This is a genomic window from Streptomyces sp. NBC_00572 (assembly GCF_026341815.1).
In the GTDB taxonomy this organism is placed as follows: Bacteria; Actinomycetota; Actinomycetes; order Streptomycetales; family Streptomycetaceae; genus Streptomyces.
In genome coordinates this window covers 188582-211119 of sequence record NZ_JAPENX010000001.1, presented here as the reverse complement: position 1 = coordinate 211119, position 22538 = coordinate 188582, and the positions used below count along the sequence as shown (strand labels likewise).

The following is a 22538-nucleotide window of genomic DNA, read 5'->3' as shown; positions in this document are numbered from 1 at the left end:
CTCAGGCGGCGGTGAGGGTCCGCGACCGGCGCAGCCACCAGATGCCGGTCAGCGGAAGCAGGACCGGAATGAAGAGATAGCCGTAGCCGTAGTCCGACCAGACCGTCGCGTCCGGGAAGGCGGACGGCTCGACCAGCGTCCAGGTCCCGACGATCAGTACGCCCGCGAGCTCGGCGGCGCAGCACACCAGCGCCGCCCTGCGGGCCGTCTCCCCGCCCCGCACCAGGGTGTAGGTGATGAAGGCGTAGACGACGGCGGCCACTGCCGACAGGGCGTACGCGAGCGGCGCCCGGTCGAACTCGGTGGCGATCTGGTAGATCGAGCGGGAGACCGCGCCGACCGACATCACGCCGTACAGCCAGACGAGCAGGATGCCGGGGCCCGTGACGAGCCGGGTCTTCGCGCCCTGTGCTGACTTCTCCTGCGTCTCGGTCATGGTCAGCCCACCGTCCAGATGTCGTAGAGACGCACTTCGAGCACGGCCAGGACGACCGCACCGGCGGCCACCGTGGCCGAACCCCACCGGCTGCGCTCCGCGAGCGACATGAACCCGGCGATGGGCACCGCGCACAGCGCCCCGAGCAGATAGGCGACGAAGATCGTCGCGCCCTCTTCGGCCTTCTCGCCGCGCGTCAGCTGCACGATCCCGACGATCAGCTGGACCAGGACGAGGAAGGACACCACGGCCATGCCGATGAAGTGCCAGTCCTTGGTCGACTGGTCACGGAAGGCGGCGTAGCCGCACCAGGCGGCGAGGGCGAGCGCGGCCACGGAGACCGCGACCGTCAGGGCGTCAAGCATGCGCCCGAGGGTATTACGGGCCGAAAGGCCCGATGCGCTCGCCCCCCACCGCCCTCCCGGCACGTCCGGGTCACCGGGCGTGGCCTGGGCCACAACCCGCCCCCGCACAGCCCTCCCGCCCCGCGCGCGGGCACCGATCCACCGGGCCCGTCCCCGCAGGCCACGCGCGGAAAGAGAGCGGAAGGACGGCCTCCGAAGTGTCCGCATGGCGTCTCAAAGGCGTCCGCTATTCGGACAGCCTCCTTTCGTTCGCACCTGCGCATGCTTTACTTGCAGACATGACCACGACGAGCAGCCGCACCCTTGCGACCGAGGCGATCATCACGCCCGGTGCTCGTTGTATGTGTCGAATGTGCGCCTTCTGAGGGCCCCCGCCTGAGTTTCGCGCCCCGAAGCGAGACCCGACGGCCGTGCCGTTCCTCCCGCCTTCCGGCGGCGGACCGTGCCCGCCCCCGCGCACCGCCGACTCCCGGCCACCCGCCGGAGCGGCCTCCGTGCGCCTGACTGTCCGAAGACGAATGCCCCGTGCACGACGGACCCCGCGTCGCGCACTCGACAGTGACGGAAACCCCTGTGATCACCACTTCGGGCCTGACCAAGGTCTACGAGTCGCGCGGCCGCCAGGTCACCGCTCTGGACGGTGTCGACCTCCACGTCCGCGAGGGCGAGGTGTTCGGCGTGATCGGCCAGAGCGGCGCCGGCAAGTCCTCGCTCATCCGCTGCGTCAACCTCCTGGAGCGCCCCACCTCCGGCACCGTGACCGTCGACGGCGTCGACCTCACCGCACTCGCCGGCAAGGGCCGCCGGGCGGGCAAGGACCTGCGCCGGGCGCGCAGCAGCATCGGCATGGTCTTCCAGCACTTCAACCTGCTGTCCTCCCGCACGGTGAAGGACAACATCGAACTTCCCCTGGAGATCCTGGGCGTCTCGGGCGCCGAGCGTTCCCGCCGCGCCCTCGAACTCCTCGACCTGGTCGGCCTCGCCGACAAGGCCAAGTCCTACCCCGGACAGCTCTCCGGCGGTCAGAAGCAGCGCGTCGGCATCGCCCGCGCCCTCGCCGGCAAGCCCAAGGTCCTGCTCTCCGACGAGGCCACCAGCGCCCTCGACCCGGAGACCACCCGCTCCATCCTCCAGCTGCTGCGCGACCTCAACCAGCAGCTCGGCCTGACCGTCCTGCTCATCACCCACGAGATGGACGTCGTGAAGACGATCTGCGACTCCGCCGCGCTCATGCAGTACGGCCGCGTCGTCGAGACCGGCACCGTCGGCGAACTGCTCGCCACCCCCGGCTCCCAGCTGGCGGCCGAGCTCTTCCCGGTCAGCGGCGCCCACACCGGCCCCGACCGCACGGTCGTCGACGTCACCTTCCACGGCGACGCCGCGACCCAGCCCGTCATCTCGCAGCTCTCCCGCACGTACAACATCGACATCTCGATCCTCGGGGCGGCGATGGACACCGTCGGCGGCAAGCAGATCGGCCGGATGCGGATCGAACTGCCCGGGCGGTACGAGGACAACGTCGTCCCGGTCGGCTTCCTGCGCGAGCAGGGCCTCCAGGTCGAGGTCGTCGAGGAGACGCTTACCGAAGAAACGGTTGTCCAGGACACGGCGACCCTGCTCGTGAAGGAAGGTGCCAAGTGACCTGGTCCGAGATGCAGCCACTGCTGGAGCAGGGCACCGTCGACACCCTCTACATGGTCCTCTGGGCCACCGTCGTCACCGTGCTCGGCGGCCTGCCGCTCGGCATCCTCCTCGTTCTCACGGACAAGGGCGGCCTGCTGCAGAACCTGCCGGTGAACAAGGTCGTCGGTGCGATCGTGAACATCGGGCGTTCGCTGCCCTTCATCATCCTGCTGATCGCCCTGATCCCGTTTACCACCCTCGTCGTCGGCACCTTCATCGGCCCGACCGCGATGATCGTGCCCCTCGCCATCGGCGCCATCCCCTTCTTCGCGCGCCTCGTCGAGACCTCGATCCGCGAGGTCGACCACGGGCTCGTCGAAGCCGTCCAGGCCATGGGCGGCGGGATCCCCACCATCGTGCGCAAGGTGCTGCTCCCGCAGGCCCTGCCCTCGCTGATCTCGGGCGTCACCACCACGGTCATCGTCCTCATCGGCTACTCCGCGATGGCCGGCGCGGTCGGCGGCGAGGGCCTCGGCTCCAAGGCCGTCACCTACGGATACCAGCGCTTCGACACCACGTTCATGCTCGTCACCGTGGTCGTCCTGGTCCTGATCGTGACCGTCGTCCAGCTCATCGGCGACGGAGTCGTACGACTCCTCGCCCGCCGGGGCCGTACCGCGTAACGCCCCCCGGCCACCCCAGACTTCGTCCTTCGAAGAACAGCCCGGACTTGTTGTCCAGGCGACCACCGCTCCACCGGAAAGAGGCACTCTTCGTGCGTAAGAACATCAAGCTCACCGCCGGTATCGCCACCGCAGCCGCCCTCGCCCTCGGCCTCAGCGCCTGCGGCACCTCCTCGGACCCCGGGTCCAAGGACTCGGCCGGCTCCGGAGACGCCTCCAAGGCCCTCGTCGTCGCCGCGTCCCCGACGCCGCACGCCGACATCCTCAACTACGTCAAGGACAACCTGGCCGAGAAGGCCGGCCTGAAGCTGGAGGTGAAGGAGTTCACGGACTACGTCCTGCCGAACACCGCCACCGAGACCGGCCAGGTCGACGCCAACTTCTTCCAGCACAAGCCGTACCTCGACGACTTCAACAAGAAGAACAGCACCCACATCGTCCCGGTGGTCAACGTCCACCTGGAGCCGCTGGGCCTCTACTCCAAGAACATCAAGTCGGTGAAGGACATCAAGGCGGGCCAGACCATCGCCGTCCCCAACGACACCACCAACGGCGGCCGCGCGCTCCAGCTGCTCGCCGAGAACGGCCTGATCACCATCAAGCCGGGCGTCGGCACCAACGCCAAGATCTCCGACATCACCGACAAGAAGGGCCTGGAGTTCAAGGAGCTGGAGGCCGCCACCGTGCCCCGCGCCCTGAACGACGTGGACGCCGCCGTCATCAACGGCAACTACGCCATCGAGGCCAAGCTCTCGCCGGCGAAGGACGCCATCGCCCTGGAGAAGGCCGACGGCAACCCGTACGCCAACTTCCTCGCCGTCAAGGAGGGCAACGAGAAGGACGCCCGCGTGCAGAAGCTCGCCAAGCTCCTCAACTCGCCCGAGGTGAAGAAGTACATCGAGGACACCTACAAGGGCTCGGTCGTCCCGGCCTTCGGCGCCGCCGAGTAGACTCCCGCGTCCGAGGGACCGTCAGACCGGCTCCCCCGTACAGTCCTTGAGCAGAAGGCCCCCCGCACCCCGTCCGGTGCGCGGGGCCTTCGCCACACCCCCACCCGACACCGACCCGGCCATGCGCACCGGCGCCCACATGCTGCATGCTGTGCGTTCACGGTCGATTCGGACGGTCCACGGCATGGAGCTGCGCATGACTACCACCTTTCCGGACATCTCCATCAACACGGACCGGTTGGTGCTGCGCGCATTCGAAGAGGCCGACGCCCCCGCCCTCGCCGAGATGATGAACGACGAACTCGTCGGCGCCTGGACCGCGGTGCCCCAGCCCTTCACCGAGGCCGCGGCCCGCCGCTGGATCACCGAGTACGCGCCCACCGAACGCGCCGCAGGCCGGGGCATCGACCTCGCCGTCACCGAGTTCCTCACCCAGCGCCTGGTCGGCGTCATCCAGTTGGCCAAGACCGACTGGAAGGTCCGCTCCACCGAACTCTCCTACATCGTCGCCCCCTGGGCCCGCGGCGAGGGATACGCCTCCGAAGCCGCCCTCGCCACCGCCCAGTGGCTCTTCGGCGCCCAGAAGTTCGAGCGCCTCGAACTGCGCACCGCCGCCGACAACACCGCCTCCCAGCAGGTCGCCCAGAAGATCGGCTGCATCAGCGAAGGCGTCCTGCGCAACGCCTGCATAGCCCGCACCCGCACCGAGGACGGCAGCTGGACCGATCTGCGCACCGACTTCATCGTCTGGGGCCTCCTCCCCGAGGACCTCGACGGCGTCGCCGACCAGATGGCCGAGGCCGGATACTCCTCGTACACCGACTGGAGCTGAGCCCCGGACCGCCACCCGGGGTACGCTCGGCACGCCCCCGACCTGCGACGACACCAGGAGACGACGAATGGCCGACCGCGTCACGGTGATCGGCTGGGACGGCTCGCCCCTCACCGCGTCGGCCCGGTCCGCGCTCTCCGCCGCCACCCTGGTGGCGGGCGCCGCCCACCACCTGGCGCTGCCCGAGGTCCCACCCGGCGCCGAACGCATCCGCCTCGGCAGCGTCGACCTCGCCGCCCGCCGCATCGCCGGCCACCGCGGCACCGCCGTCGTCCTCGCCGACGGCGACCCCGGCTTCTTCGGCGTCGTCCGCACCCTGCGCGCTCCCGAGCACGGCCTCGAAGTCGAGGTCGTCCCCGCCGTCTCCTCCGTCGCCGCCGCCTTCGCCCGCGCCGGGATGCCCTGGGAGGACGCCCGGATCGTCGTCGCCCACCAGCGCACCCTGCGCCGCGCCGTCAACGTCTGCCGCGCCCACCCCAAGGTCGCCGTCCTCACCTCGCCGGGCGCCGGACCCGCCGAACTCGCGCTCCTCCTCGACGGCGTCCACCGCACCTTCGTCGTCTGCGAGGAACTCGGCACCGACCGCGAACAGGTTTCCGTCCTCACCTCCGACAAGGCCGCCGACCACGTCTGGCGCGACCCGAACGTCGTCCTCGTCATCGGCGGCACCGCGGGCGGCACCCCCGCCGCCCCCTGGCTGATGGGCCAGGACCCGGCGGCGCCCCCGGTCCGCGGCTGGGGCCTGCCCGCGGCGGAGTACGACCCCGCCGCGCGCGGCGCCCGGACCGGCGCGGGCGAGGACCCGTCCCTGCGCGCCGCCCAGCTCGCCCGCCTCGGGCCCCGCACCGGCGACCTCGTCTGGGACATCGGCTGCGCGGGCGGCGCCTTCTCCGTCGAGGCCGCCCGCTTCGGCGCCGCCGTCATCGCCGTGGACACCGACCCGGCCGCCTGCGCCCGCACCGAGCAGGCCGCCCGCCGCCACGGCGTACCCCTCCAGACCGTCCCCGGCCGGGCCCCGCACGTCCTGGAGAACCTGCCCGAACCCGATGTCGTACGGATCGCGGCCGGCGGGGTTCCCGTCGTCACCGCCTGCACCGACCGGCGTCCCGAGCGCATCGTCGCCCACGCCTCCACCCGCGACGAGGCCGAGGCGATCGGCACCGCCCTCGCCGACGGCGGCTACACCGTCGAGACCCTCCTCCTGCAGACCGTCGGGCTCGACCCGGACGACTGGTCGGAACGCGAGCGTTCGGTCGTCTTCCTGCTGTCCGGCCGCAGGAGCGACACCCCCCACGCCTAGGGGTGCCCGGCCGATCACGGTCGGACCGGCCCCAGGGGGCCACCCCACCCGTGACCAGGCCGCCCGCCGGGCCAGGTAGGCTGGCCGATTGTTGTACCGCATCCGGATGTTCGGCGCTTCGTTCGTCAATGTCCTGAATTGGTGGCCACATTGCGCCGCTGACGTGGTACGCGACAAGGGGGGACCGCGCGACGTGGCGCAGTCCACAGCGCACCGTGGCGAATCTCCATGCCACGGAGGCCCGGGGCCGCGACAATGTGTGGGTGTCCGCGTGTCCTTCGTGCCGCGCGGCGCACGCGCTCGTTCTTGTCGATGGGCGCAGGTCTGAAGGAGCACAAGCGATGGGCGAGGGGTACGCATGACGGACACCGGCCAGGTCCCGGGCGAGGGGCTGCCGGAGAACGCAGGCATGGTCGAGCAGCCGGGCATCCCCGCACCGGGCGCGTACACCTTCCTGGACCCCTCCGAGCACACCACCGAGGACGACGACCTGCTTCTGATGCCGGGCGCCCAGGGCGCCTGGAGCGAGCACCCGCCGGGCATCGCGCCCGCACCGCCGGTCGCCGTGCCGCCGCCGGCGGCACCCATGGTCCCGAACCAGTCGGCACCCCACCAGGGCACGCCGCACGCGGCCGCCCCGCACCAGGAGGCGCCGGCGATGAGTGACCCGCTCACCGACCCCCTGCCGGACCCGCTGACGGCACCGCTGGACTCCGTCGCCCTCGCCGACGTCCTCACGGCCCCCCAGCACCAGACCCCGCCGCAGGGCGTACCGCTGGGCACCCCGGCGCACGGCGTCCCGCTCACCGGCACCCCGGCCCACGGCGTCCCCCTGGACCAGCCGACCGGCACTCCGGCGCACGGCGTCCCGGTGGACCAGCCGACGGGCACCCCCGCCCACGGCGTCCCCCTGGACCAGCTCACCGGCACCCCCGCCCACGGCGTTCCCGTGGCCCCGCAGGAGCCGGCGACGCACACCGACCACGGCTACGAGCCCGGCATCCTCGACACCGGCGCGCACGAGGCCGCGGGCCGCGACTCCGGCTCCGTCGACCTCGGCGGCGTCCGGATGCCCCCGCCCGCCCCGGCCTCCGCCCCGCAGCCCGCGCGCCGCCCGCTGCACATGGGTCCGGCCGTGCCCGAGGCCGGCGGCGTCGTGCTCTCGCTGGCCGACCGCGGCCCCGCCGCGGCGCCCGCCCCGGCTCCGCTGCCCGCACCCGTCCCCGAATCGCTCGTGGCCACCGGCCCCGTGCCGATGCCGGTACGCAATCCGGGCCCGCCGACCACCGGCCCCGAGTACTTCGAGATCGCGCAGGACCAGCAGCTCGCGCCGCAGAGCGCCGAGCCGTGGGCCCCGCAGCCGGAGGAGCCCGTGGCCCCGCAGGCCGCCGCGTTCCCCGCAGAAACGGTCGTCCCGCAGAGCGGGCAGTTCGTCCAGGTCGAGGGCAACGTCCCGACGACCCCCCACCTGGCCCCGATCCCGGCGCCCGAGGCGGCTCCCGCGCCCGAGCAGGACGAGCCGGCCGAGCCCGAGACGGCCCCCGAGGCCCAGGTCGTGGTCACGGAGCCCGCTCCCGAGGCTCCGGTGGAGACGCCCGAAGCCCAGGTCACCGTCCCCGCCCCGCGCGAGGGCGAGCCGACGGCCGAGGCCCCCGCGCCCGCGACGGCGGAGCCGGAGGAGCCCGTCGCCGTACCCGAGGCCGAGGCCGAGCACACTCCGGAAGCCGAACACACTCCGGAAGCCGAGCAGGCCCCGGTGGCCGAGCCGCAGCCGGAGGAGCCCACGGAGCCCGCCGCCGAAGCCGCCTCCGAGGCCCCGGCCGCGGGCGCCGCCGTGGCAGAGGAGCACATCCCCGAGGGCCAGGCCCCCGAGGGTCAGGCCCCCGAGGGCCAGGCCCCCGAGGGTCAGGCCGCCGAGGAGCAGGCTGCCGAGGTGCAGACCCCCGAGGTGCAGATCCTCACGGAGCAGCTCCCGGAGGAGGCCCCCGTGGAGGCGGTCGCCGAAGAGATCCCGTTCGTCCCGGAGGAAGACGCCCCCGAGGCCCTGCCCGAGCAGACGCCGGAGGCCGAGGCGGCCCCCGGCATCGAGGCAGCGCAGACCGAGCAGGCCGAGGCCGAAGAGCCCGTCGCATCCACGGACGCACAGACGGACGCTCCCACGGACGCCCCCGAGGCGCTCCAGGACGGCGAAGCCACCACGGAAGCCGCCCCCGCCCTTGACGTGGAGACGACCCCGGCCACCACAGACGATGACGAAGGCGAAGACGCGGACCAGGCCGCGAACTCGGCCCCGGCCCCCGGCTACGACGACGCCGAGCGCGAGGCCGTCCTCCGCGTGATGCGCGAGCGCCGCGACATCCGCAACGGCTTCCGCTCCGACCCGATCCCGCACGAGGTGCTGCTCCGCGTCCTGGAGGCCGCCCACACGGCCCCCAGCGTCGGCCACTCGCAGCCCTGGGACTTCGTCGTCATCCGCTCCGCCGAGACCCGGCAGACGATGCACGAGCTGGCCCAGCGACAGCGCGAGGCCTACGCCAAGTCGCTGCCGAAGGCCCGGGCGAAGCAGTTCAAGGAACTGAAGATCGAGGCCATCCTCGACACCCCGGTCAACATCGTCGTGACGGCCGACCCCACGCGCGGCGGCCGCCACACCCTCGGCCGCTACACGCAGCCGCAGATGGCCCCGTACTCCTCGGCGCTCGCCGTCGAGAACCTCTGGCTCGCCGCCCGCGCCGAGGGCCTCGGCGTCGGCTGGGTCAGCTTCTTCGACGAGCGCGAGATGGTCCGCACCCTGGGCCTCCCCGAGCACCTCGAAGTGGTCGCGTACCTCTGCGTGGGTTACGTCGACGAGTTCCCCGAGGAGCCCGAACTGATGCAGGCGGGCTGGTCCAAGCGACGCCCGCTGGCCTGGGTCGTCCACGAGGAGACGTACGGCCGCCGCGCCCTGCCCGGCGAGGAGCCGCACGACCTGCTCCAGGAGACCATCGCCAACATCCGCCCGCTGGACGCCAAGGCGCTCGGCGAGGCGTGGGAGCGCCAGAAGCGGATGACCAAGCCCGCCGGTGCGCTCGGCATGCTGGAGATCATCGCGGCGCAGCTCTCCGGACTCTCCCGGGTGTGCCCGCCGCCGATCCCGGAGCCGGCGGCCGTCGCGATCTTCGCGGGCGACCACGGTGTCCACGCCCAGGGCGTGACTCCCTGGCCGCAGGAGGTCACCGGCCAGATGGTGGCCAACTTCCTCGGCGGGGGAGCGGTCTGCAACGCCTTCGCCAACCAGGTGGGCGCGGAGGTCTGCGTCATCGACGTGGGCGTGGCCTCCGAACTCCCGGCCACCCCGGGCCTCCTGCCCCGCAAGGTCCGCCCCGGCACCGCCGACTTCACCACGGGTCTCGCAATGACCCGCGACGAGGTGCTGGCAGCGATCGAGGTGGGCATCGAAACGGCGAGGGACCTGGTCGCCGCCGGCAACAAGGCCCTGCTCACGGGCGAGATGGGCATCGCGAACACCACCGCGTCCGCCGCCCTGATCTCGGTCTACACGGGCGTCGACCCGACCGAGGTCACCGGCCGCGGCACGGGCATCAACGACGAGACGCACGCCCGCAAGGTGGACGTCGTCCGTCGCGCCCTCGACCTGCACAAGCCGGACCCGGCGGACCCGATCGGCGTCCTGTCGGCGATCGGCGGCCTGGAGCACGCGGCCCTCGTCGGCCTGATCCTGGGCGCGGCCTCCCTGCGTACCCCGGTCATCCTCGACGGCGTGTCCACCGGCGCGGCGGCCCTGGTGGCCCGCGCGATCGCACCGGAGTCGCTCGCGGCCTGCATCGCCGGTCACCGCAGCGCCGAGCCGGGCCACGTGGCCGCGCTCAACAAGCTGGGCCTGCGCCCCCTGGTCGACCTGGACCTCCGTCTCGGCGAGGGCACGGGCGCCCTGCTCGCCCTCCCGTTGGTGCAGAGCGCGGCCCGCGCGATGCACGAGGTGGCCACGTTCGACTCGGCGGGCGTCACCGAGAAGTAGCACCCGGGCGCGTCCCCCACCCACGCACGGACGTGGGGGACGCGCAGGGACCGTGTTCGGGACGTAAAGCGTGATGTGTGGCGCGTAAGCGGAAGCCCGCACCACTCAAGTCCCAGCACGCGCCGTACATCATGCAGTCCCGCACACGGTCCCGGAGCGGCCCCCACGCAGGGACCCACCGGGCTGAGGCCCCACGGGAAGCCCCCCGAGGCTTCACCGAGCAACCCGGCTCAGCCCCCCGGGAGATCCGTCACAACGTGACGGAGCACCGCCACCGATATCGTGGCCCCACCAGCCGCTTCACCGCAGCAGCGGCCAGCACCCGCCCTCCGAGGAGCCGCTCACCCATGGCCGAGCACGCCGATCACACCGCCCAGCCGACGACGCACCCCGCCTACCCCGTCGGCCTGCGCCTGGCCGGCCGCCGCGTAGTCGTCCTCGGCGGCGGCCAGGTCGCCCAGCGCCGGCTCCCCGCGCTGATCGCCGCGGGCGCCGACATCACGCTGATCTCCCCCTCCGCGACCCCCTCGGTCGAGGCGATGGCCGAGGCCGGCGAGATCACCTGGACCAAGCGGCGGTACGAGGACGGTGACCTCGCCGACGCCTGGTACGCCCTGGTCGCCACGACCGACCCGGCCTCGAACGCCGCCGCCTCCGCGGAGGCCGAGCGGACCAGGACCTGGTGCGTACGCTCCGACGACGCCGAGGCGGCCACCGCCTGGACCCCGGCGACCGGCCGCAGCGAGGGCGTGACCGTCGCCGTGCTCACCGGCCACGACCCGCGCCGCTCCGCCGCCGTGCGCGACGCGATCGTCGAGGGCCTGCGGGACGGCTCGATCGCGGCCCCGCAGCACCGCGCGCGTACCCCCTTCGTCGCCCTGGTCGGCGGCGGCCCCGGCGACCCGGACCTGATCACGGTGCGCGGCCGCCGGCTGCTCGCCGAGGCGGACGTGGTCATCGCCGACCGGCTCGGCCCCCGCGACCTCCTGGACGAGCTGCCCCCGCACGTCGAGGTGATCGACGCGGCGAAGATCCCGTACGGCCGGTTCATGGCCCAGGAGGCCATCAACAACGCGCTGATCGAGCACGCCAAGGCGGGCAGGTCCGTCGTACGGCTCAAGGGCGGCGACCCGTTCGTCTTCGGCCGGGGCATGGAGGAGGCGCAGGCGCTCGCCGTCGAGGGCATCGCCTGCACGGTGGTGCCGGGCATCTCCAGCTCGATCTCGGTCCCGGGCGCGGCGGGCATCCCGGTGACGCACCGGGGCGTGGCGCACGAGTTCACGGTGGTCAGCGGGCACGTGGCCCCGGAGGACCCGCGTTCGCTGGTCGACTGGGCGTCGCTCGCGAAGCTCACCGGCACGCTCGTGATCCTGATGGGCGTGGACAAGATCGGGAAGATCGCCGAGGCGCTGATCGCCCACGGCAAGAACCCGGAGACGCCGCTCGCCCTGGTCCAGGAGGGCACGACGGCCTCCCAGCGCCGGGTGGACGCGACGCTGGCGACGGTCGCGGAGACCGTCAAGGCGCAGGAGGTCCGCCCGCCGGCGGTCATCGTGATCGGCGACGTGGTGACGGAAGGCCCGGACCGCCTGGTCGGGTAGGACCGCTCAGGAGCGGGCGACGCGGCGGCCGACGCCCAGCCGCACACACATTGGCACCACACCCCGGACAAGGCAGTATCACCTCGTGGCCGAACTCATCACGATCGACGACCCCGACGACCCGCGCCTGCGCGACTACACCGGTCTGACCGATGTCGAACTCCGCCGCAGAAGGGAGCCGGCCGAGGGCCTGTTCATCGCGGAGGGCGAGAAGGTCATCCGCCGGGCCCGGCAGGCGGGGTACGAGATGCGGTCGATGCTGCTCTCCGCCAAGTGGGTCGATGTGATGCGGGACGTCATCGACGAGGTTCCGGCGCCGGTGTACGCGATCCAGCCGGACCTCGCGGAACGCGTCACCGGCTACCACGTGCACCGGGGCGCCCTCGCCTCCATGCAGCGCAAGCCGCTCCCGGACGCCGCCGAACTGCTCGTCGACGCCCGCCGGGTGGTCGTGATGGAGTCGGTGAACGACCACACCAACATCGGTGCGATCTTCCGCAGTGCGGCGGCCCTCGGCATGGACGCCGTGCTGCTGTCGCCGGACTGCGCGGACCCGCTGTACCGGCGCTCGGTGAAGGTGTCGATGGGCGCGGTGTTCTCCGTCCCGTACGCCCGTCTCGACACCTGGCCGCGCGGCCTGGAGGCGGTACGGGAGGCGGGCTTCAAGCTCCTCGCGCTGACGCCGGCCGAGAAGGCGATGTCGATCGACGAGGCCGCGCCGCACCGCATGGAGCGGGTGGCCCTGATGCTGGGCGCGGAGGGCGACGGCCTGTCCACGCAGGCGCTGCGCGCCGCGGACGAGTGGGTCCGGATTCCGATGGCCCACGGCGTCGACTCGCTGAACGTGGGCGCGGCGGCCGCGGTGGCCTTCTACGCGGTGGCGACGGGCCGCCCGGAGTCCTGAGAGAGCCCCACCGGCACCGGATCGAGCCCGGTGCCGGTGGGGGTCCCAGGTCGTATCGGGAAGGTTCCGCCCGGCCCGCAGGCAGACGGCACTGCTTTCCGGGCTCGAACTACCCCTGAAGGGCCTGGGCGGCGGCGATGCCCAGGGCGACCACCAGCGTCACCACCACGAAGACGAAGAGCCGCTGCCGCAGCAGCCGCGGGTTGGCGGGGCGGCGGCCCGTCGACGTCGAGCGGGCACCCGGCCTGGTCGCCGGACGGCCACCGGTCCGCGGCCCGCCGGAGGGTCGGGAGGCCGGTCCGGGCCCGCGCCCGCCACGGTCCCGCTCCGCACCCCGCTCGGTACCGCGGTCCGCGCCGCGCTCCGTGCCCCGCTCACCGCCCCGCTCACCGCCCCGCTCACCGCCCCGCTCCGCACCCCGCTCGGGCCCACGACCGGGCACGTCCCGCTCGGTGTACCGCTCGGTCGGCCGTACGGTGTTCCGCTCCTCGGCCCGTTCCCGCTGTACGGGCGGCCGCGACACCGGCAGCCCCTGCGCCTCGCGCGCCGCGATCTCCTTGAGCCGCATCGACAGCTGAAGGGTGCTGGGACGGTCCTCGGGGTCCTTCGCCAGGCAGGCCCGGATGAGCGGCGCCAGGGCGTCGGGCACCCCGTGCAGCTGCGGCTCCTCGTGCACGACCCGGTAGAGCATGACCTCGGAACTGCCGTGCCCGAAGGGGGAGTCGGCCATGGCCGCGTACGCCAGGGTGGCACCGAGGGAGAACACGTCGGTGGCGGGGGTGACGGCGGCGCCGCGCACCTGCTCGGGGGCGAGGAAGCCGGGCGAGCCGACGGCCGTACCGACATGGGTCAGGGTGCTGGCCCCGGTGGCCCAGGCGATGCCGAAGTCGATGATGCGGGGGCCCTTGGGCGAGAGCAGGATGTTCGAGGGCTTGAGGTCCCGGTGCACGACCCCGGCCTCGTGGACGGCGACGAGGCCTTCCGAGAGGGCGGCCCCGATCGAGGCCACGTCGGCGGCGCGCAGCGAGCCCTCCTCGGCGACCCGGTCGTGCAGCGAGGGACCGGGCACGTACTGGGTCGCGAACCAGGGGCGCTCGGCCTCCAGATCGGCGGCCACCAGCCGGGCCGTACAGCCCCCGCGGATCCGCCGGGCGGCCGACACCTCGCGGGCGAACCGGGACCGGAACTCCTGGTCCTCGGCCAGATCGGGCCGGATCACCTTCAGCGCGACCCGCTGGCCGCGCCGGTCGGACCCCAGGTACACGACTCCCATCCCGCCGGCCCCCAGCCTGCGGTGGAGTCGGAACGACCCGACGATCCGCGGATCCTCGCGCCGGAGCCGCATCATCGCCATGTCCGTCCCCTCGTCCGTTCGACGTGGCACAGCTTACGTAAGGGCGCCCGTAGGTGCTCATAGGCCGCGCCCTCGCGCTGGGATCGATTGTCAGTGCTGAGGGGTACGAGCGACGGAGACGATCACGGTGGAGCCCTTCCAACCACCCACCCCGACAGTCCAGTTGACGATCTGTCGATAGCCCGCTCCGAGGGTCCCGGAGGCGTCCCGAGAGGCCCCGGGACCAGGGCGTTCGCGCGACGCCCCGCGAAGTGAGCGAAGTCACGTCCGGGCCGCCCCTCCGCCGGCCCTCAGGGAACCCCTCAGGGAAGACCCCGGGTTCCGGGACCCCGTCTCCACCCAGGGGAGTACGCCGTACGGTCGGGCGTCATCCTCCGGGAGGCCCGTAAGTCGGTACGCGGGCATGACGTCCAGCCGCTCCGCGCTCCCTAATGTTGATGTCAAGCGGCGGGTGCAGCACTCGTCCCCCGAGGTCAAGCACCCGCCGCGCCATTCACGACAGGAGAGGAACCATGGCTTTCACGGCATCACGGACGAGCGCCCGGCCTTCGAGCCGACGGCACCCCTTGGTGGCCACCGCCATGGTCCTCCCTCTCGCGGCCCTGCTCCTGTTCGCCTTCGGCGGCTGGGACGCGGTGGCCACACAGGCGTCGTCCGTGGGCGTGATGCTGGGGCGCTGAGAAGCGCCCCGGACCCGGGAGAGCGGCCCGGGTCGAGACATCCGGCCTTCAACCCCGTGGGGACGGGGGTGCGGCGGACGGCAGCGTGGGGCCGGTCAGCTGGGGAGCTGACCGGCCTTCGCGCGTTCCCACCCCGTACGCTCCGGGCGTGGACCCCACCGCCCCGCCCCGCACGGACGACCGCCCCGCCCAGCTCCCGCCGGCACGACTCGCGGCCGTCGCACACGCCGCCGCTCACGGCCCCGGCGCCCCTTGCCGTTGTGCGAGTGGCCTGGTCGGCGTGCTCGCCGACCGGGACGACGGGACCGTCGTGCGCCACGGGGGACTGGTCGCCAAGGCGCACGCCCCCGGCACCGACACCGAGGCGCACCGCGCACGGCTGGCCCTCGCGGCGCACCCGGCCGTCTCCGGTGTGTTCCTCCCGCCCCTCCCGGCATCCCCGACCGTGCCCGCCGAGCTCGACGGCCGTCCCGTCACCCTCTGGCCGTACGGCCCGCCCGTCGACCCGGTGGACCCCGACGCCGCCCCCTGGGAGGAGGCCGCGCGGCTCCTGGCGCTCCTCCACCGCACCCCGCCTCCGCCCGGGTTGGCGGACCGGCTCCCGGAGATGCGGGCCCCGGTCAAGGCGGCCCTCGCCGTGGACCGGATGCTCCGCACGGCCCCGGACCACCCGGCCACCGCGACCGTCCTCGCCGCGTGGCGATCCGTCCCCGACGACGCCGGACTTCGTGTCCCCGGCAACCCCGCGCAGGTCACCCGCCTCCTCTGCCACGGCGACTTCCACCTCGGTCAACTGGTCCGGGACACCGGCTCCCTGCTCGATGCCCCCTGGCGACTCATCGACGTGGACGACCTGGGTCTCGGGGACCCGGCATGGGATCTGGCCCGCCCCGCCGCCTGGTTCGCCGCCGGCATCCTGCCCCCGGAGGTCTGGTCCCGTTTCCTCGGCGCGTACGTGGCGGCGGGCGGCCCGGCCGTGGGCACCGATCCGTGGGTCCGACTCGACGTGCCCGCCCGCGCCCTGACGGTCCAGACGGCGGCCCTGGCCCTCGCCAAGTCGACGGGGGAGGGCCGGCCGCTCGACGAGGTCGAGGACGTGATGATCGACACCTGCGCCCGTATCGCCGGACGCCGAACCGACTCCGCCCCTTCGGCGTCCACGTAAGGTGAAGGACCATTCGAACGGCGAAGTCAGGGAGTTGAGCCGAGCATGCAGTGTCCGAAGTGTCATGCGGCCATGCACACGTACAACCGCAACGGCGTCCAGATCGAGCAGTGCAGCGGCTGCCGCGGGATATTCCTGGACTACGGCGAGCTGGAGTCCCTGACCCGCTTGGAGTCCCAGTGGGTCCAGCAGGCCCCGCCCGCCCCGCCGGCCCCGCAGGCCTACCCGGCGCAGCCCGCCCCCGCCGCTCCCGCCTGGGGCGCCCCGCACCACGGCGGTCACCACGGCGGCGGTCACTACCGCCAGCGCGGCTTCGGCCGGATGCTCTTCTCCTCCTGACCGAGAGTGCACCGGGTCTCCCGCCCGGTGTACGAACCGGCGCATGTGCCGGTGTACGGAGAAGCCCCCGGTCCGCGAGATGCGGCCGGGGGCTTCTTGGTGGTGCGCGATACTGGGATTGAACCAGTGACCTCTTCCGTGTCAGGGAAGCGCTCTCCCGCTGAGCTAATCGCGCGGGTGGTGCACACGAACATTACCCGAGGGTAGTGCGTACTGCGTGCGCGATACTGGGATTGAACCAGTGACCTCTTCCGTGTCAGGGAAGCGCTCTCCCGCTGAGCTAATCGCGCGGGACGGTCCGTATGGACCGGATCTTCGGTTGTTCTGCGTGCGCGATACTGGGATTGAACCAGTGACCTCTTCCGTGTCAGGGAAGCGCTCTCCCGCTGAGCTAATCGCGCTTGGAGGTGGAGACGGGATTTGAACCCGTGTAGACGGCTTTGCAGGCCGTTGCCTCGCCTCTCGGCCACTCCACCAGGAGTGAATACAGGGGTTCGGGAAGATCCCCCACATCGAGCGGACGACGAGATTCGAACTCGCGACCCTCACCTTGGCAAGGTGATGCTCTACCAACTGAGCCACGTCCGCTTGTCGTTTCCGTTTCGCTTGCGCGTCCCGGCGACGTGTTGAACTCTAGCGGATTCCTGGGCCAGCACAAAAACGCGTTTCCGCAGCGTGCTGACCTGCGCGCCGATCCGGGCGCCCGGCGCGGCGTCCCGGAGGGTTCGTGCCACGTTCACTCGCCGTGTCCCCGAGGTGGCGGGGAGCCCCCGTGCACGCGCCCCCGGTGTCCCCCCTCCGGCGGACCTAGACTCGATGCGTGCACGACCTTGCTCCGCTGGCCCGCTTCGGCGGCCTCCTCGCGACCGACCTCCGGGACGTCACCCACGACCCCGAAGCCCTGGACTCCGCCGGCTTCTGGGCCGTCTGCGCCGACTTCGAGGGGCGTCTGACCTGCGCGCGCTTCGGCGACGTGCGGCCCGACCCCGTCCCCTCGCCCGTCCCCGGCGGCTGGCTCGGCCCCGCCGCCGGTGACTGGACGTCCTCCCTCGACCGCGCCGCGTACACCGCGGGTGTCCGGCGCGTGCGCGAGCACATCGCGCGCGGCGAGGTCTATCAGGCGAACCTCTGCCGGGTGCTGACCGCGCCGCTGCCGGACCCGGCCGCCGCCGACGTCGACGCCCTCACCGCGCTCCTCGCCCGCGGCAACCCCGCCCCGTACGCCGGAACGATCCGCCTGCCCGCGCACGGAGTGGAGATCGCCACCGCTTCCCCCGAGCTCTACCTCCGCAAGGAAGGGGCCCTGATCACCTCCGGCCCCATCAAGGGGACCGGCCGCACCGCCGCCGACCTCCTTCCCAAGGACCACGCGGAGAACGTGATGATCGTCGACCTGGTCCGCAACGACCTCGGACGCGTGAGCGAGACCGGCTCCGTCGCCGTCCCCGCCCTCTGCGCGCTCGAGGAGCACCCCGGCCTCGTCCACCTCGTCTCCACGGTCACCGGCCTGCTGCGCGAGGACGCCGGCTGGCCCGAGCTGCTCGGCGCCACCTTCCCGCCCGGCTCCGTCACCGGAGCACCCAAGTCCAGCGCGCTGCGGATCATCGAGGCCCTGGAGACCGCCCCCCGCGGCCCGTACTGCGGAGGCATCGGCTGGGTGGACGCCGACGCGGACACCGCCGAGCTGGCCGTCGGCATACGGACCTTCTGGATCGACCGCCCCGAGAACGTGCTCCGCTTCGGCACCGGCGCCGGGATCACCTGGGGTTCCGATCCGGAGCGCGAGTGGCAGGAGACCGAGCTCAAGGCGGCCCGGCTGGTCGCGATAGCGTCGGGCGCCTACGAGTCAGGCGCCCTTGAGGCGAGTGGAAAGGCCATTTCTCGATGAAACTCTGGGTCAACGGCGGACTGCACGACGCGGAGACCGCCCTGGTCTCCGTGCTGGACCACGGACTGACCGTCGGCGACGGCATCTTCGAGACGGTCAAGGTCGAGCGGGGAGAAACGTTTGCTCTCACCCTCCACCTGGAGCGCCTCACCCGCTCCGCCCGCGGTCTCGGCCTGCCCGACCCGGACCTCGACGAGGTCCGTCGCGCCTGCGCCGCCGTCATCGGAGCGAACCCGATGGAGCTCGGCCGGCTCCGCATCACGTACACCGGCGGTCTCTCCCCGCTCGGCTCGGAGCGCGGCGACGCGGGGACCAGCCTGGTCGTGGGCCTCGGGGAGACCGGCCGCCGGGCCGACTCCACCGCCGTGATCACCGTGCCCTGGACCCGCAACGAGCGCGGCGCCCTCACCGGACTCAAGACCACCTCGTACGCCGAGAACGTGGTCGCCCTCGCCCGGGCGCGCGAGCAGGGGGCCACCGAGGCGCTGTTCGCCAACACCGTCGGACAGCTCTGCGAGGGCACCGGCTCCAACGTCTTCGTCGTCGTCGACGGCCGGATCCTCACCCCGCCCGTCTCCTCCGGCTGCCTCGCCGGCATCACCCGCGCCCTCGCCGTCGAGTGGACCGGCGCGCAGGAGACCGACCTGCCGCTGGACGTCCTGGAGAGCGCCGAGGAGATCTTCCTGACCTCGACCCTCCGCGACGTCCAGGCCGTGCACCGCGTCGACGGGCGCGAGTTGTCGCCGGCGCCCGGCCCGGTCACCGCCAAGGCCATGCGGATCTTCGACGAGAACGCCGCACGGGACCGGGATCCGCGCCTCCCGTAAAACCTGATGACGGACGGCCCCCGGGTGGGTAGAACACCACTGATGACCACCACTCTGCGGCCGGCCGAGCCGCTTCAGCAGACGCCCGACGGCGGCCGTTCCCGCACCTACGACGTGTGCGTGAACAGCCGCCGGGTCGGCTCCGTCCACCTCTCCACCGATCCGGGCTTCGGCGCCGCCTCCGGCGTGATCGGCCGGCTCCGGGTCGACGCGCCGGACCGCGGGCGGGGTCGGGGCACGGTCGCCGCGCTCGCCTCCGAGGAGGTGCTGCGGGGCTGGGGCTGCGCCGAGGTGCAGATCTCGGTCCCCGCCGACGCCGAGGCGGCGCTGCGGATGGCCCGCTCGCTCGGCTACACCGAGCGCAGCAGGAACATGGTCAAGGAGCTGCCCGACGAGCCGCCGGCCCTGCCGGAGGGCGTCGAGGTACGGCCGATGACCGAGACCGAGTACGCGGCGTGGGAGGCGCGGACCAAGCAGGGCTTCGCGCAGAGCTGGATCGACCGCGGCGTCCCCGAGGACCAGGCGCGCGCCAAGGCCGAGAGCAGTCACGCCAAGTACCTCCCCGAGGGCCTGGCCACCCCCGGCACGGCGATCCACGTGGTCGTCCGGGACGGACGGCCCGCCGGTTTCCTGTGGACCGGCCGGATCGAGCTGGAACCGGGGCGGTGGGCCGCCTTCGTGTACGACATCGAGGTCGGCGAGGAGCATCGCGGGCATGGCTACGGCCGGGCGCTCATGCTGCTCGCCGAGCGGGTCGCGCGGGAGACCGGGGAGACCCTGCTCGGACTGCACGTCTTCGCGCGCAACACCCCGGCGATCCGGCTCTACGAGTCGCTGGGCTACCGCACGACCTACGTCAACAGCGCGAAGGAACTCCGTTAGGGCCTGTCCGACAGTTCCCGTCGGATCAGGCCGGCCCGGGGTGTCCTGCCGATCAGGCCCCGGGCCCGGTCGGGCAGGCGGTCCGGCGGTCAGGCCTTCAGGAGGCGGTCGGCGATCTCCTCGATGCGCCCGCGCAGGCCGTCCTGGCTCTGGCCGCCGTCCAGACGCTCGCCGCCGATGACATAGGTCGGCGTGCCGGTGACCTTGATCGCCTTGCCCTCGGCCTCGTCCGCGTCGACGGTCAGGAGGTGCCGGCCGTCGATCAGAGCGGTGTCGAACTCCTCGGCGTCCAGACCGAGTTCGGTGGCGACCTCCATGAGCACCGACTCGCCGCGCTCGCCCAGCTCCGCGGTCCTGGCGAGCAGCGCCTCCGCGTACGGCCAGCCCTTGCCCTGCTCGACGGCCTCCTCGGCGGCCTGCGCGGCCGCGTACGCGTGCTTGTGCTTCGCGAGCGGGAAGTGGCGCAGCTGTACGTCGAGCCGGTCGCCGTACTTCTCGCGGAGCGCGCGGACGTCGTCGAGGGCCTGGAAGCAGTCGGGGCACTGGAGGTCGAACCACGCCTCCAGGACGACGGGGGAGGCGGGTGCGGTGGTGGAGTCACTCATGACAGCAGTCTCCCTCACGGGGAGGGGCGGGCGTCTCCCCACCGGGACCTGGGGAGGAGATCCGGAGGGGGTGACCCGGAGATCTCCCTGAGACCGGGTCCGGGACATGGCCCCGGACGGCGTCGGCGGTGCAGGATGGAAGGGACTTATCACCCGGGACCTGGAGGACCGCATGATCGCCGAGACCATTTGCTCCGCGGTGTCCGCGGCGGGCCTGGGCATCGCCGCGATCATGGCGTACCGGAAGCGATTCCTGTCCGCCGCCCGGATCGCGGCCTACGCCCTGGTGCCGCTCGGTCTGGTGATGACGGGTGCCGTCGACTGGATCGTGGACACGGCGTTCAGCCCGGTCGCCTGGGCTGGCTTCGGTGTCCTCGGCGTCGCCTGGCTGCTCTTCCTGTCCACCCGGGCCGTCGAGCGGCGCCGCGGCGGCCGCAAGGAGACCACCGGCGGGGCCGAACCGAGTGCCGTGGCTCCGGCGGCGTCGTCGCCCTCGCGTGCCGTGACGGCCAAGCCGGGGGCCGGCAAGACCCCCGGAGACGACTTCAGCGACATCGAGGCGATTCTGAAGAAGCACGGAATCTGATCGCTTCTGGCGGTTTCCCTTTCCCATGATCCACGGGTGATCCACGGGAAGGGATGAACACCCTCTGCCGTGGGGCGTGTTGCGGGATTTCAGGCGTCCCGCGTGCGCCATCATCCCCCCGAGATGCTGGATACCTCGCGGGAGACCGTCCCCGCCACCGATGCCCCTGCCGAAGAGCCGCGCGGTTGTCTGTTCGCGCTCTCCCAGCCCCCGCTGATGATCTTTCTCGGGGTGATCGGGTGTCTGCTGCTCATGGCCGCGGTGCACGATCTCTTCGTGCTGTGACGACCCCGAACCCGGCTACGGCCCCGGACCCCGACTCAGCCCGCGGCCTCCTTGCGGCGCGCGCGGTAGGCGGCCACGTGCAGCCGGTTGCCGCAGGTGCGGCTGTCGCAGTAGCGGCGCGAGCGGTTGCGGGACAGGTCGACGAAGGCCCGGCCGCAGTCCGGCGCCTCGCAGCGCCGCAGCCGCTCCTGCTCGCCCGCCACCACGATGAACGCCAGCGCCATGCCGCAGTCGGCCGCGAGGTGGTCCGCCACCGAGGCGCCCGGCGCGAAGTAGTGCACGTGCCAGTCGTAGCCGTCGTGGTCGGTGAGCTGGGGCGTGGTGCCCGCACCCGCCACCAGCTGGTTGATCAGTGGGGCCGCGATCCGGGCCTCCGGGGCCGAGAAGACCGCCGCGAACTTCTCGCGCACCTCGCGCACGGCCCGCAGGTCGTCGGGGCCCAGCTCGCCCACACCGCTGATCTTGTGGGCGTGGACGAAGGTCGCCAGCCCCGGGATGTCCGCGAGCTCGTCGGCGCGGTCGCCCTGGGGCGCGGTGTTCATCAGATCGACGACGGTGTCGAGGGCGATCCGGGTGTCGTGAGGGATCAGCACGATTCGCTCCCTGGCCGGCCGCGGGCGGGCGCCCGCGGAATGGCGCTGACTTTAGCGCGACCGGGAAAAGGACAACGGCGCCCACCACCGCGCCGGCTGCGCGGTGGGGAGCGCCGGTGTCGTGCCTATGTGACTGCCCGCGCGGCGCCGTCGCCCCGAGTCGGACGGCGCCGTGCGGCTCTCGGCCTGGCTCAGCTGTCGGCCAGGATGTGGGAGAGCTCCGTATCGAGGTCGAAGTGCCGGTGCTCGGTGCCCGGTGGCACGGCGGCGTCGGTCCGCTTCAGGAACGACTCCAAGGCCCTCGCCGGGGCCTCGAGCAGGGCTTCTCCCTCGGGAGAGCTCAACGCGATGCAGACGACTCCCTGACCGTGACTACGGGACGGCCAGACGCGGACGTCGCCCGTGCCGGTGGGCCGGTGCAGCCCCTCGGCGAGAAGGTCGCGGGCGAAGACCCACTCGACCGTCTCCTCGGCTCCGGTGTGGAAGGTGGCGTGCACGGCATAGGGATCGGCCGTGTCATACCGCAGGCCCGCGGGTACAGGCAGTGAGGACTCGCTCGACACAACGAGGCGCAGGTGCAGCTCGCAGCTGACCGTGGTGTTCATAAGCGCCAGGGCCTTTC

22 protein-coding genes and 5 tRNA genes are annotated in these 22538 nt (G+C 72.6%); 16 read left to right on the top strand and 11 right to left on the bottom strand.

What is annotated here, in order from left to right; all coding sequences use genetic code 11:
* Position 1 precedes the first annotated feature (1 nt).
* Both OG514_RS00980 and OG514_RS00975 read right to left on the bottom strand, forming a co-directional pair.
* Positions 2-436, bottom strand: coding sequence for a hypothetical protein (locus tag OG514_RS00980; protein WP_266889794.1), 435 nt, complete (start codon positions 434-436; stop codon positions 2-4).
* 2 nt (positions 437-438) lie between these two features.
* The gene (locus OG514_RS00975) at positions 439-801 is read right to left on the bottom strand and encodes a hypothetical protein (protein ID WP_266889792.1); all 363 of its coding nucleotides are present in this window, start codon (positions 799-801) and stop codon (positions 439-441) included.
* Positions 802-1374: 573 nt separating this feature from the next.
* On the opposite strand from OG514_RS00975, the gene OG514_RS00970 reads away from it, so the two are divergent.
* The 8 genes from OG514_RS00970 to OG514_RS00935 all read left to right on the top strand — a co-directional run bounded on the left by OG514_RS00970 (position 1375) and on the right by OG514_RS00935 (position 12712).
* Entirely contained in the window at positions 1375-2442 is a 1068-nt protein-coding gene (locus OG514_RS00970; RefSeq protein WP_266889789.1) for a methionine ABC transporter ATP-binding protein, read from the top strand.
* Complete coding sequence (locus OG514_RS00965) at positions 2439-3107, top strand: methionine ABC transporter permease (RefSeq protein WP_266889786.1); 669 nt, start codon at positions 2439-2441, stop codon at positions 3105-3107. The genes OG514_RS00970 and OG514_RS00965 overlap by 4 nt, the downstream gene beginning before the upstream one ends.
* 92 nt (positions 3108-3199) lie before the next feature.
* Positions 3200-4057, top strand: coding sequence for a MetQ/NlpA family ABC transporter substrate-binding protein (locus tag OG514_RS00960; protein WP_266889785.1), 858 nt, complete (start codon positions 3200-3202; stop codon positions 4055-4057).
* Between the two features lie 196 nt (positions 4058-4253).
* A complete protein-coding gene (locus OG514_RS00955) occupies positions 4254-4889 on the top strand; it encodes a GNAT family N-acetyltransferase (RefSeq protein WP_266889783.1) in 636 nt (211 codons plus the stop codon).
* A gap of 67 nt (positions 4890-4956) precedes the next feature.
* The gene (gene cbiE / locus OG514_RS00950) at positions 4957-6189 is read left to right on the top strand and encodes a precorrin-6y C5,15-methyltransferase (decarboxylating) subunit CbiE (protein ID WP_266889781.1); all 1233 of its coding nucleotides are present in this window, start codon (positions 4957-4959) and stop codon (positions 6187-6189) included.
* A gap of 358 nt (positions 6190-6547) precedes the next feature.
* The gene (gene cobT / locus OG514_RS00945; protein WP_266889779.1) at positions 6548-10207 is read left to right on the top strand and encodes a nicotinate-nucleotide--dimethylbenzimidazole phosphoribosyltransferase; all 3660 of its coding nucleotides are present in this window, start codon (positions 6548-6550) and stop codon (positions 10205-10207) included.
* Positions 10208-10554: 347 nt separating this feature from the next.
* Complete coding sequence (cobA, locus tag OG514_RS00940; protein WP_266889777.1) at positions 10555-11808, top strand: uroporphyrinogen-III C-methyltransferase; 1254 nt, start codon at positions 10555-10557, stop codon at positions 11806-11808.
* A gap of 85 nt (positions 11809-11893) precedes the next feature.
* Positions 11894-12712: an RNA methyltransferase gene (locus OG514_RS00935; RefSeq protein WP_266889775.1), complete on the top strand. Its 819-nt coding sequence runs from the start codon at positions 11894-11896 to the stop codon at positions 12710-12712.
* A gap of 109 nt (positions 12713-12821) precedes the next feature.
* Here the strand turns inward: OG514_RS00935 and OG514_RS00930 are convergent, their stop codons facing one another.
* Positions 12822-14066: a serine/threonine-protein kinase gene (locus tag OG514_RS00930; protein ID WP_266889773.1), complete on the bottom strand. Its 1245-nt coding sequence runs from the start codon at positions 14064-14066 to the stop codon at positions 12822-12824.
* Between the two features lie 512 nt (positions 14067-14578).
* On the opposite strand from OG514_RS00930, the gene OG514_RS00925 reads away from it, so the two are divergent.
* The 3 genes from OG514_RS00925 (at position 14579) to OG514_RS00915 (ending at position 16250) form a co-directional block, all read left to right on the top strand.
* A complete protein-coding gene (locus OG514_RS00925) occupies positions 14579-14746 on the top strand; it encodes a hypothetical protein (RefSeq protein WP_266889771.1) in 168 nt (55 codons plus the stop codon).
* A 148-nt stretch (positions 14747-14894) separates the two neighbouring features.
* On the top strand, positions 14895-15911 hold the full coding sequence (locus OG514_RS00920; RefSeq protein ID WP_266889769.1) for an aminoglycoside phosphotransferase family protein: 1017 nt from the start codon (positions 14895-14897) through the stop codon (positions 15909-15911).
* 45 nt (positions 15912-15956) lie between these two features.
* The gene (locus OG514_RS00915) at positions 15957-16250 is read left to right on the top strand and encodes a zf-TFIIB domain-containing protein (RefSeq protein WP_266889767.1); all 294 of its coding nucleotides are present in this window, start codon (positions 15957-15959) and stop codon (positions 16248-16250) included.
* Between the two features lie 100 nt (positions 16251-16350).
* Here OG514_RS00915 and OG514_RS00910 read toward each other — a convergent pair.
* The 5 genes from OG514_RS00910 to OG514_RS00890 all read right to left on the bottom strand — a co-directional run bounded on the left by OG514_RS00910 (position 16351) and on the right by OG514_RS00890 (position 16838).
* A tRNA-Val gene (locus tag OG514_RS00910) sits at positions 16351-16425 on the bottom strand.
* Between the two features lie 43 nt (positions 16426-16468).
* Positions 16469-16540 (bottom strand) — tRNA-Val (locus OG514_RS00905).
* 39 nt (positions 16541-16579) lie between these two features.
* Positions 16580-16651, bottom strand: a tRNA-Val gene (locus tag OG514_RS00900).
* A gap of 1 nt (position 16652) precedes the next feature.
* Positions 16653-16726: transfer RNA gene (locus OG514_RS00895), tRNA-Cys, on the bottom strand.
* 39 nt (positions 16727-16765) lie between these two features.
* Positions 16766-16838 (bottom strand) — tRNA-Gly (locus OG514_RS00890).
* Between the two features lie 232 nt (positions 16839-17070).
* Here OG514_RS00890 and OG514_RS00885 point away from each other — a divergent pair.
* The 3 genes from OG514_RS00885 to OG514_RS00875 are packed head-to-tail and all read left to right on the top strand — an operon-like array spanning position 17071 to position 19847.
* Positions 17071-18138, top strand: coding sequence for a chorismate-binding protein (locus OG514_RS00885; protein WP_266889765.1), 1068 nt, complete (start codon positions 17071-17073; stop codon positions 18136-18138).
* The gene (locus OG514_RS00880; RefSeq protein WP_266889763.1) at positions 18135-18965 is read left to right on the top strand and encodes an aminotransferase class IV; all 831 of its coding nucleotides are present in this window, start codon (positions 18135-18137) and stop codon (positions 18963-18965) included. Before OG514_RS00885 ends, OG514_RS00880 begins: the two co-directional genes overlap by 4 nt.
* A gap of 42 nt (positions 18966-19007) precedes the next feature.
* Positions 19008-19847, top strand: coding sequence for a GNAT family N-acetyltransferase (locus OG514_RS00875; protein WP_266889761.1), 840 nt, complete (start codon positions 19008-19010; stop codon positions 19845-19847).
* Between the two features lie 89 nt (positions 19848-19936).
* On the opposite strand, the gene OG514_RS00870 is transcribed toward OG514_RS00875, so the two are convergent.
* Positions 19937-20452, bottom strand: coding sequence for a DsbA family protein (locus OG514_RS00870; RefSeq protein WP_266889759.1), 516 nt, complete (start codon positions 20450-20452; stop codon positions 19937-19939).
* Between the two features lie 172 nt (positions 20453-20624).
* Here OG514_RS00870 and OG514_RS00865 point away from each other — a divergent pair, with 172 nt between their 5' ends.
* Both OG514_RS00865 and OG514_RS00860 read left to right on the top strand, forming a co-directional pair.
* The gene (locus tag OG514_RS00865; protein WP_266889758.1) at positions 20625-21038 is read left to right on the top strand and encodes a hypothetical protein; all 414 of its coding nucleotides are present in this window, start codon (positions 20625-20627) and stop codon (positions 21036-21038) included.
* A 123-nt stretch (positions 21039-21161) separates the two neighbouring features.
* A complete protein-coding gene (locus OG514_RS00860) occupies positions 21162-21323 on the top strand; it encodes a hypothetical protein (RefSeq protein WP_266889756.1) in 162 nt (53 codons plus the stop codon).
* A 35-nt stretch (positions 21324-21358) separates the two neighbouring features.
* Here the strand turns inward: OG514_RS00860 and OG514_RS00855 are convergent, their stop codons facing one another.
* The gene (locus OG514_RS00855; RefSeq protein ID WP_266889754.1) at positions 21359-21916 is read right to left on the bottom strand and encodes a CGNR zinc finger domain-containing protein; all 558 of its coding nucleotides are present in this window, start codon (positions 21914-21916) and stop codon (positions 21359-21361) included.
* 191 nt (positions 21917-22107) lie between these two features.
* Positions 22108-22521, bottom strand: coding sequence for an SsgA family sporulation/cell division regulator (locus OG514_RS00850; RefSeq protein ID WP_015032345.1), 414 nt, complete (start codon positions 22519-22521; stop codon positions 22108-22110).
* Between the last annotated feature and the right edge of the window lie 17 nt (positions 22522-22538).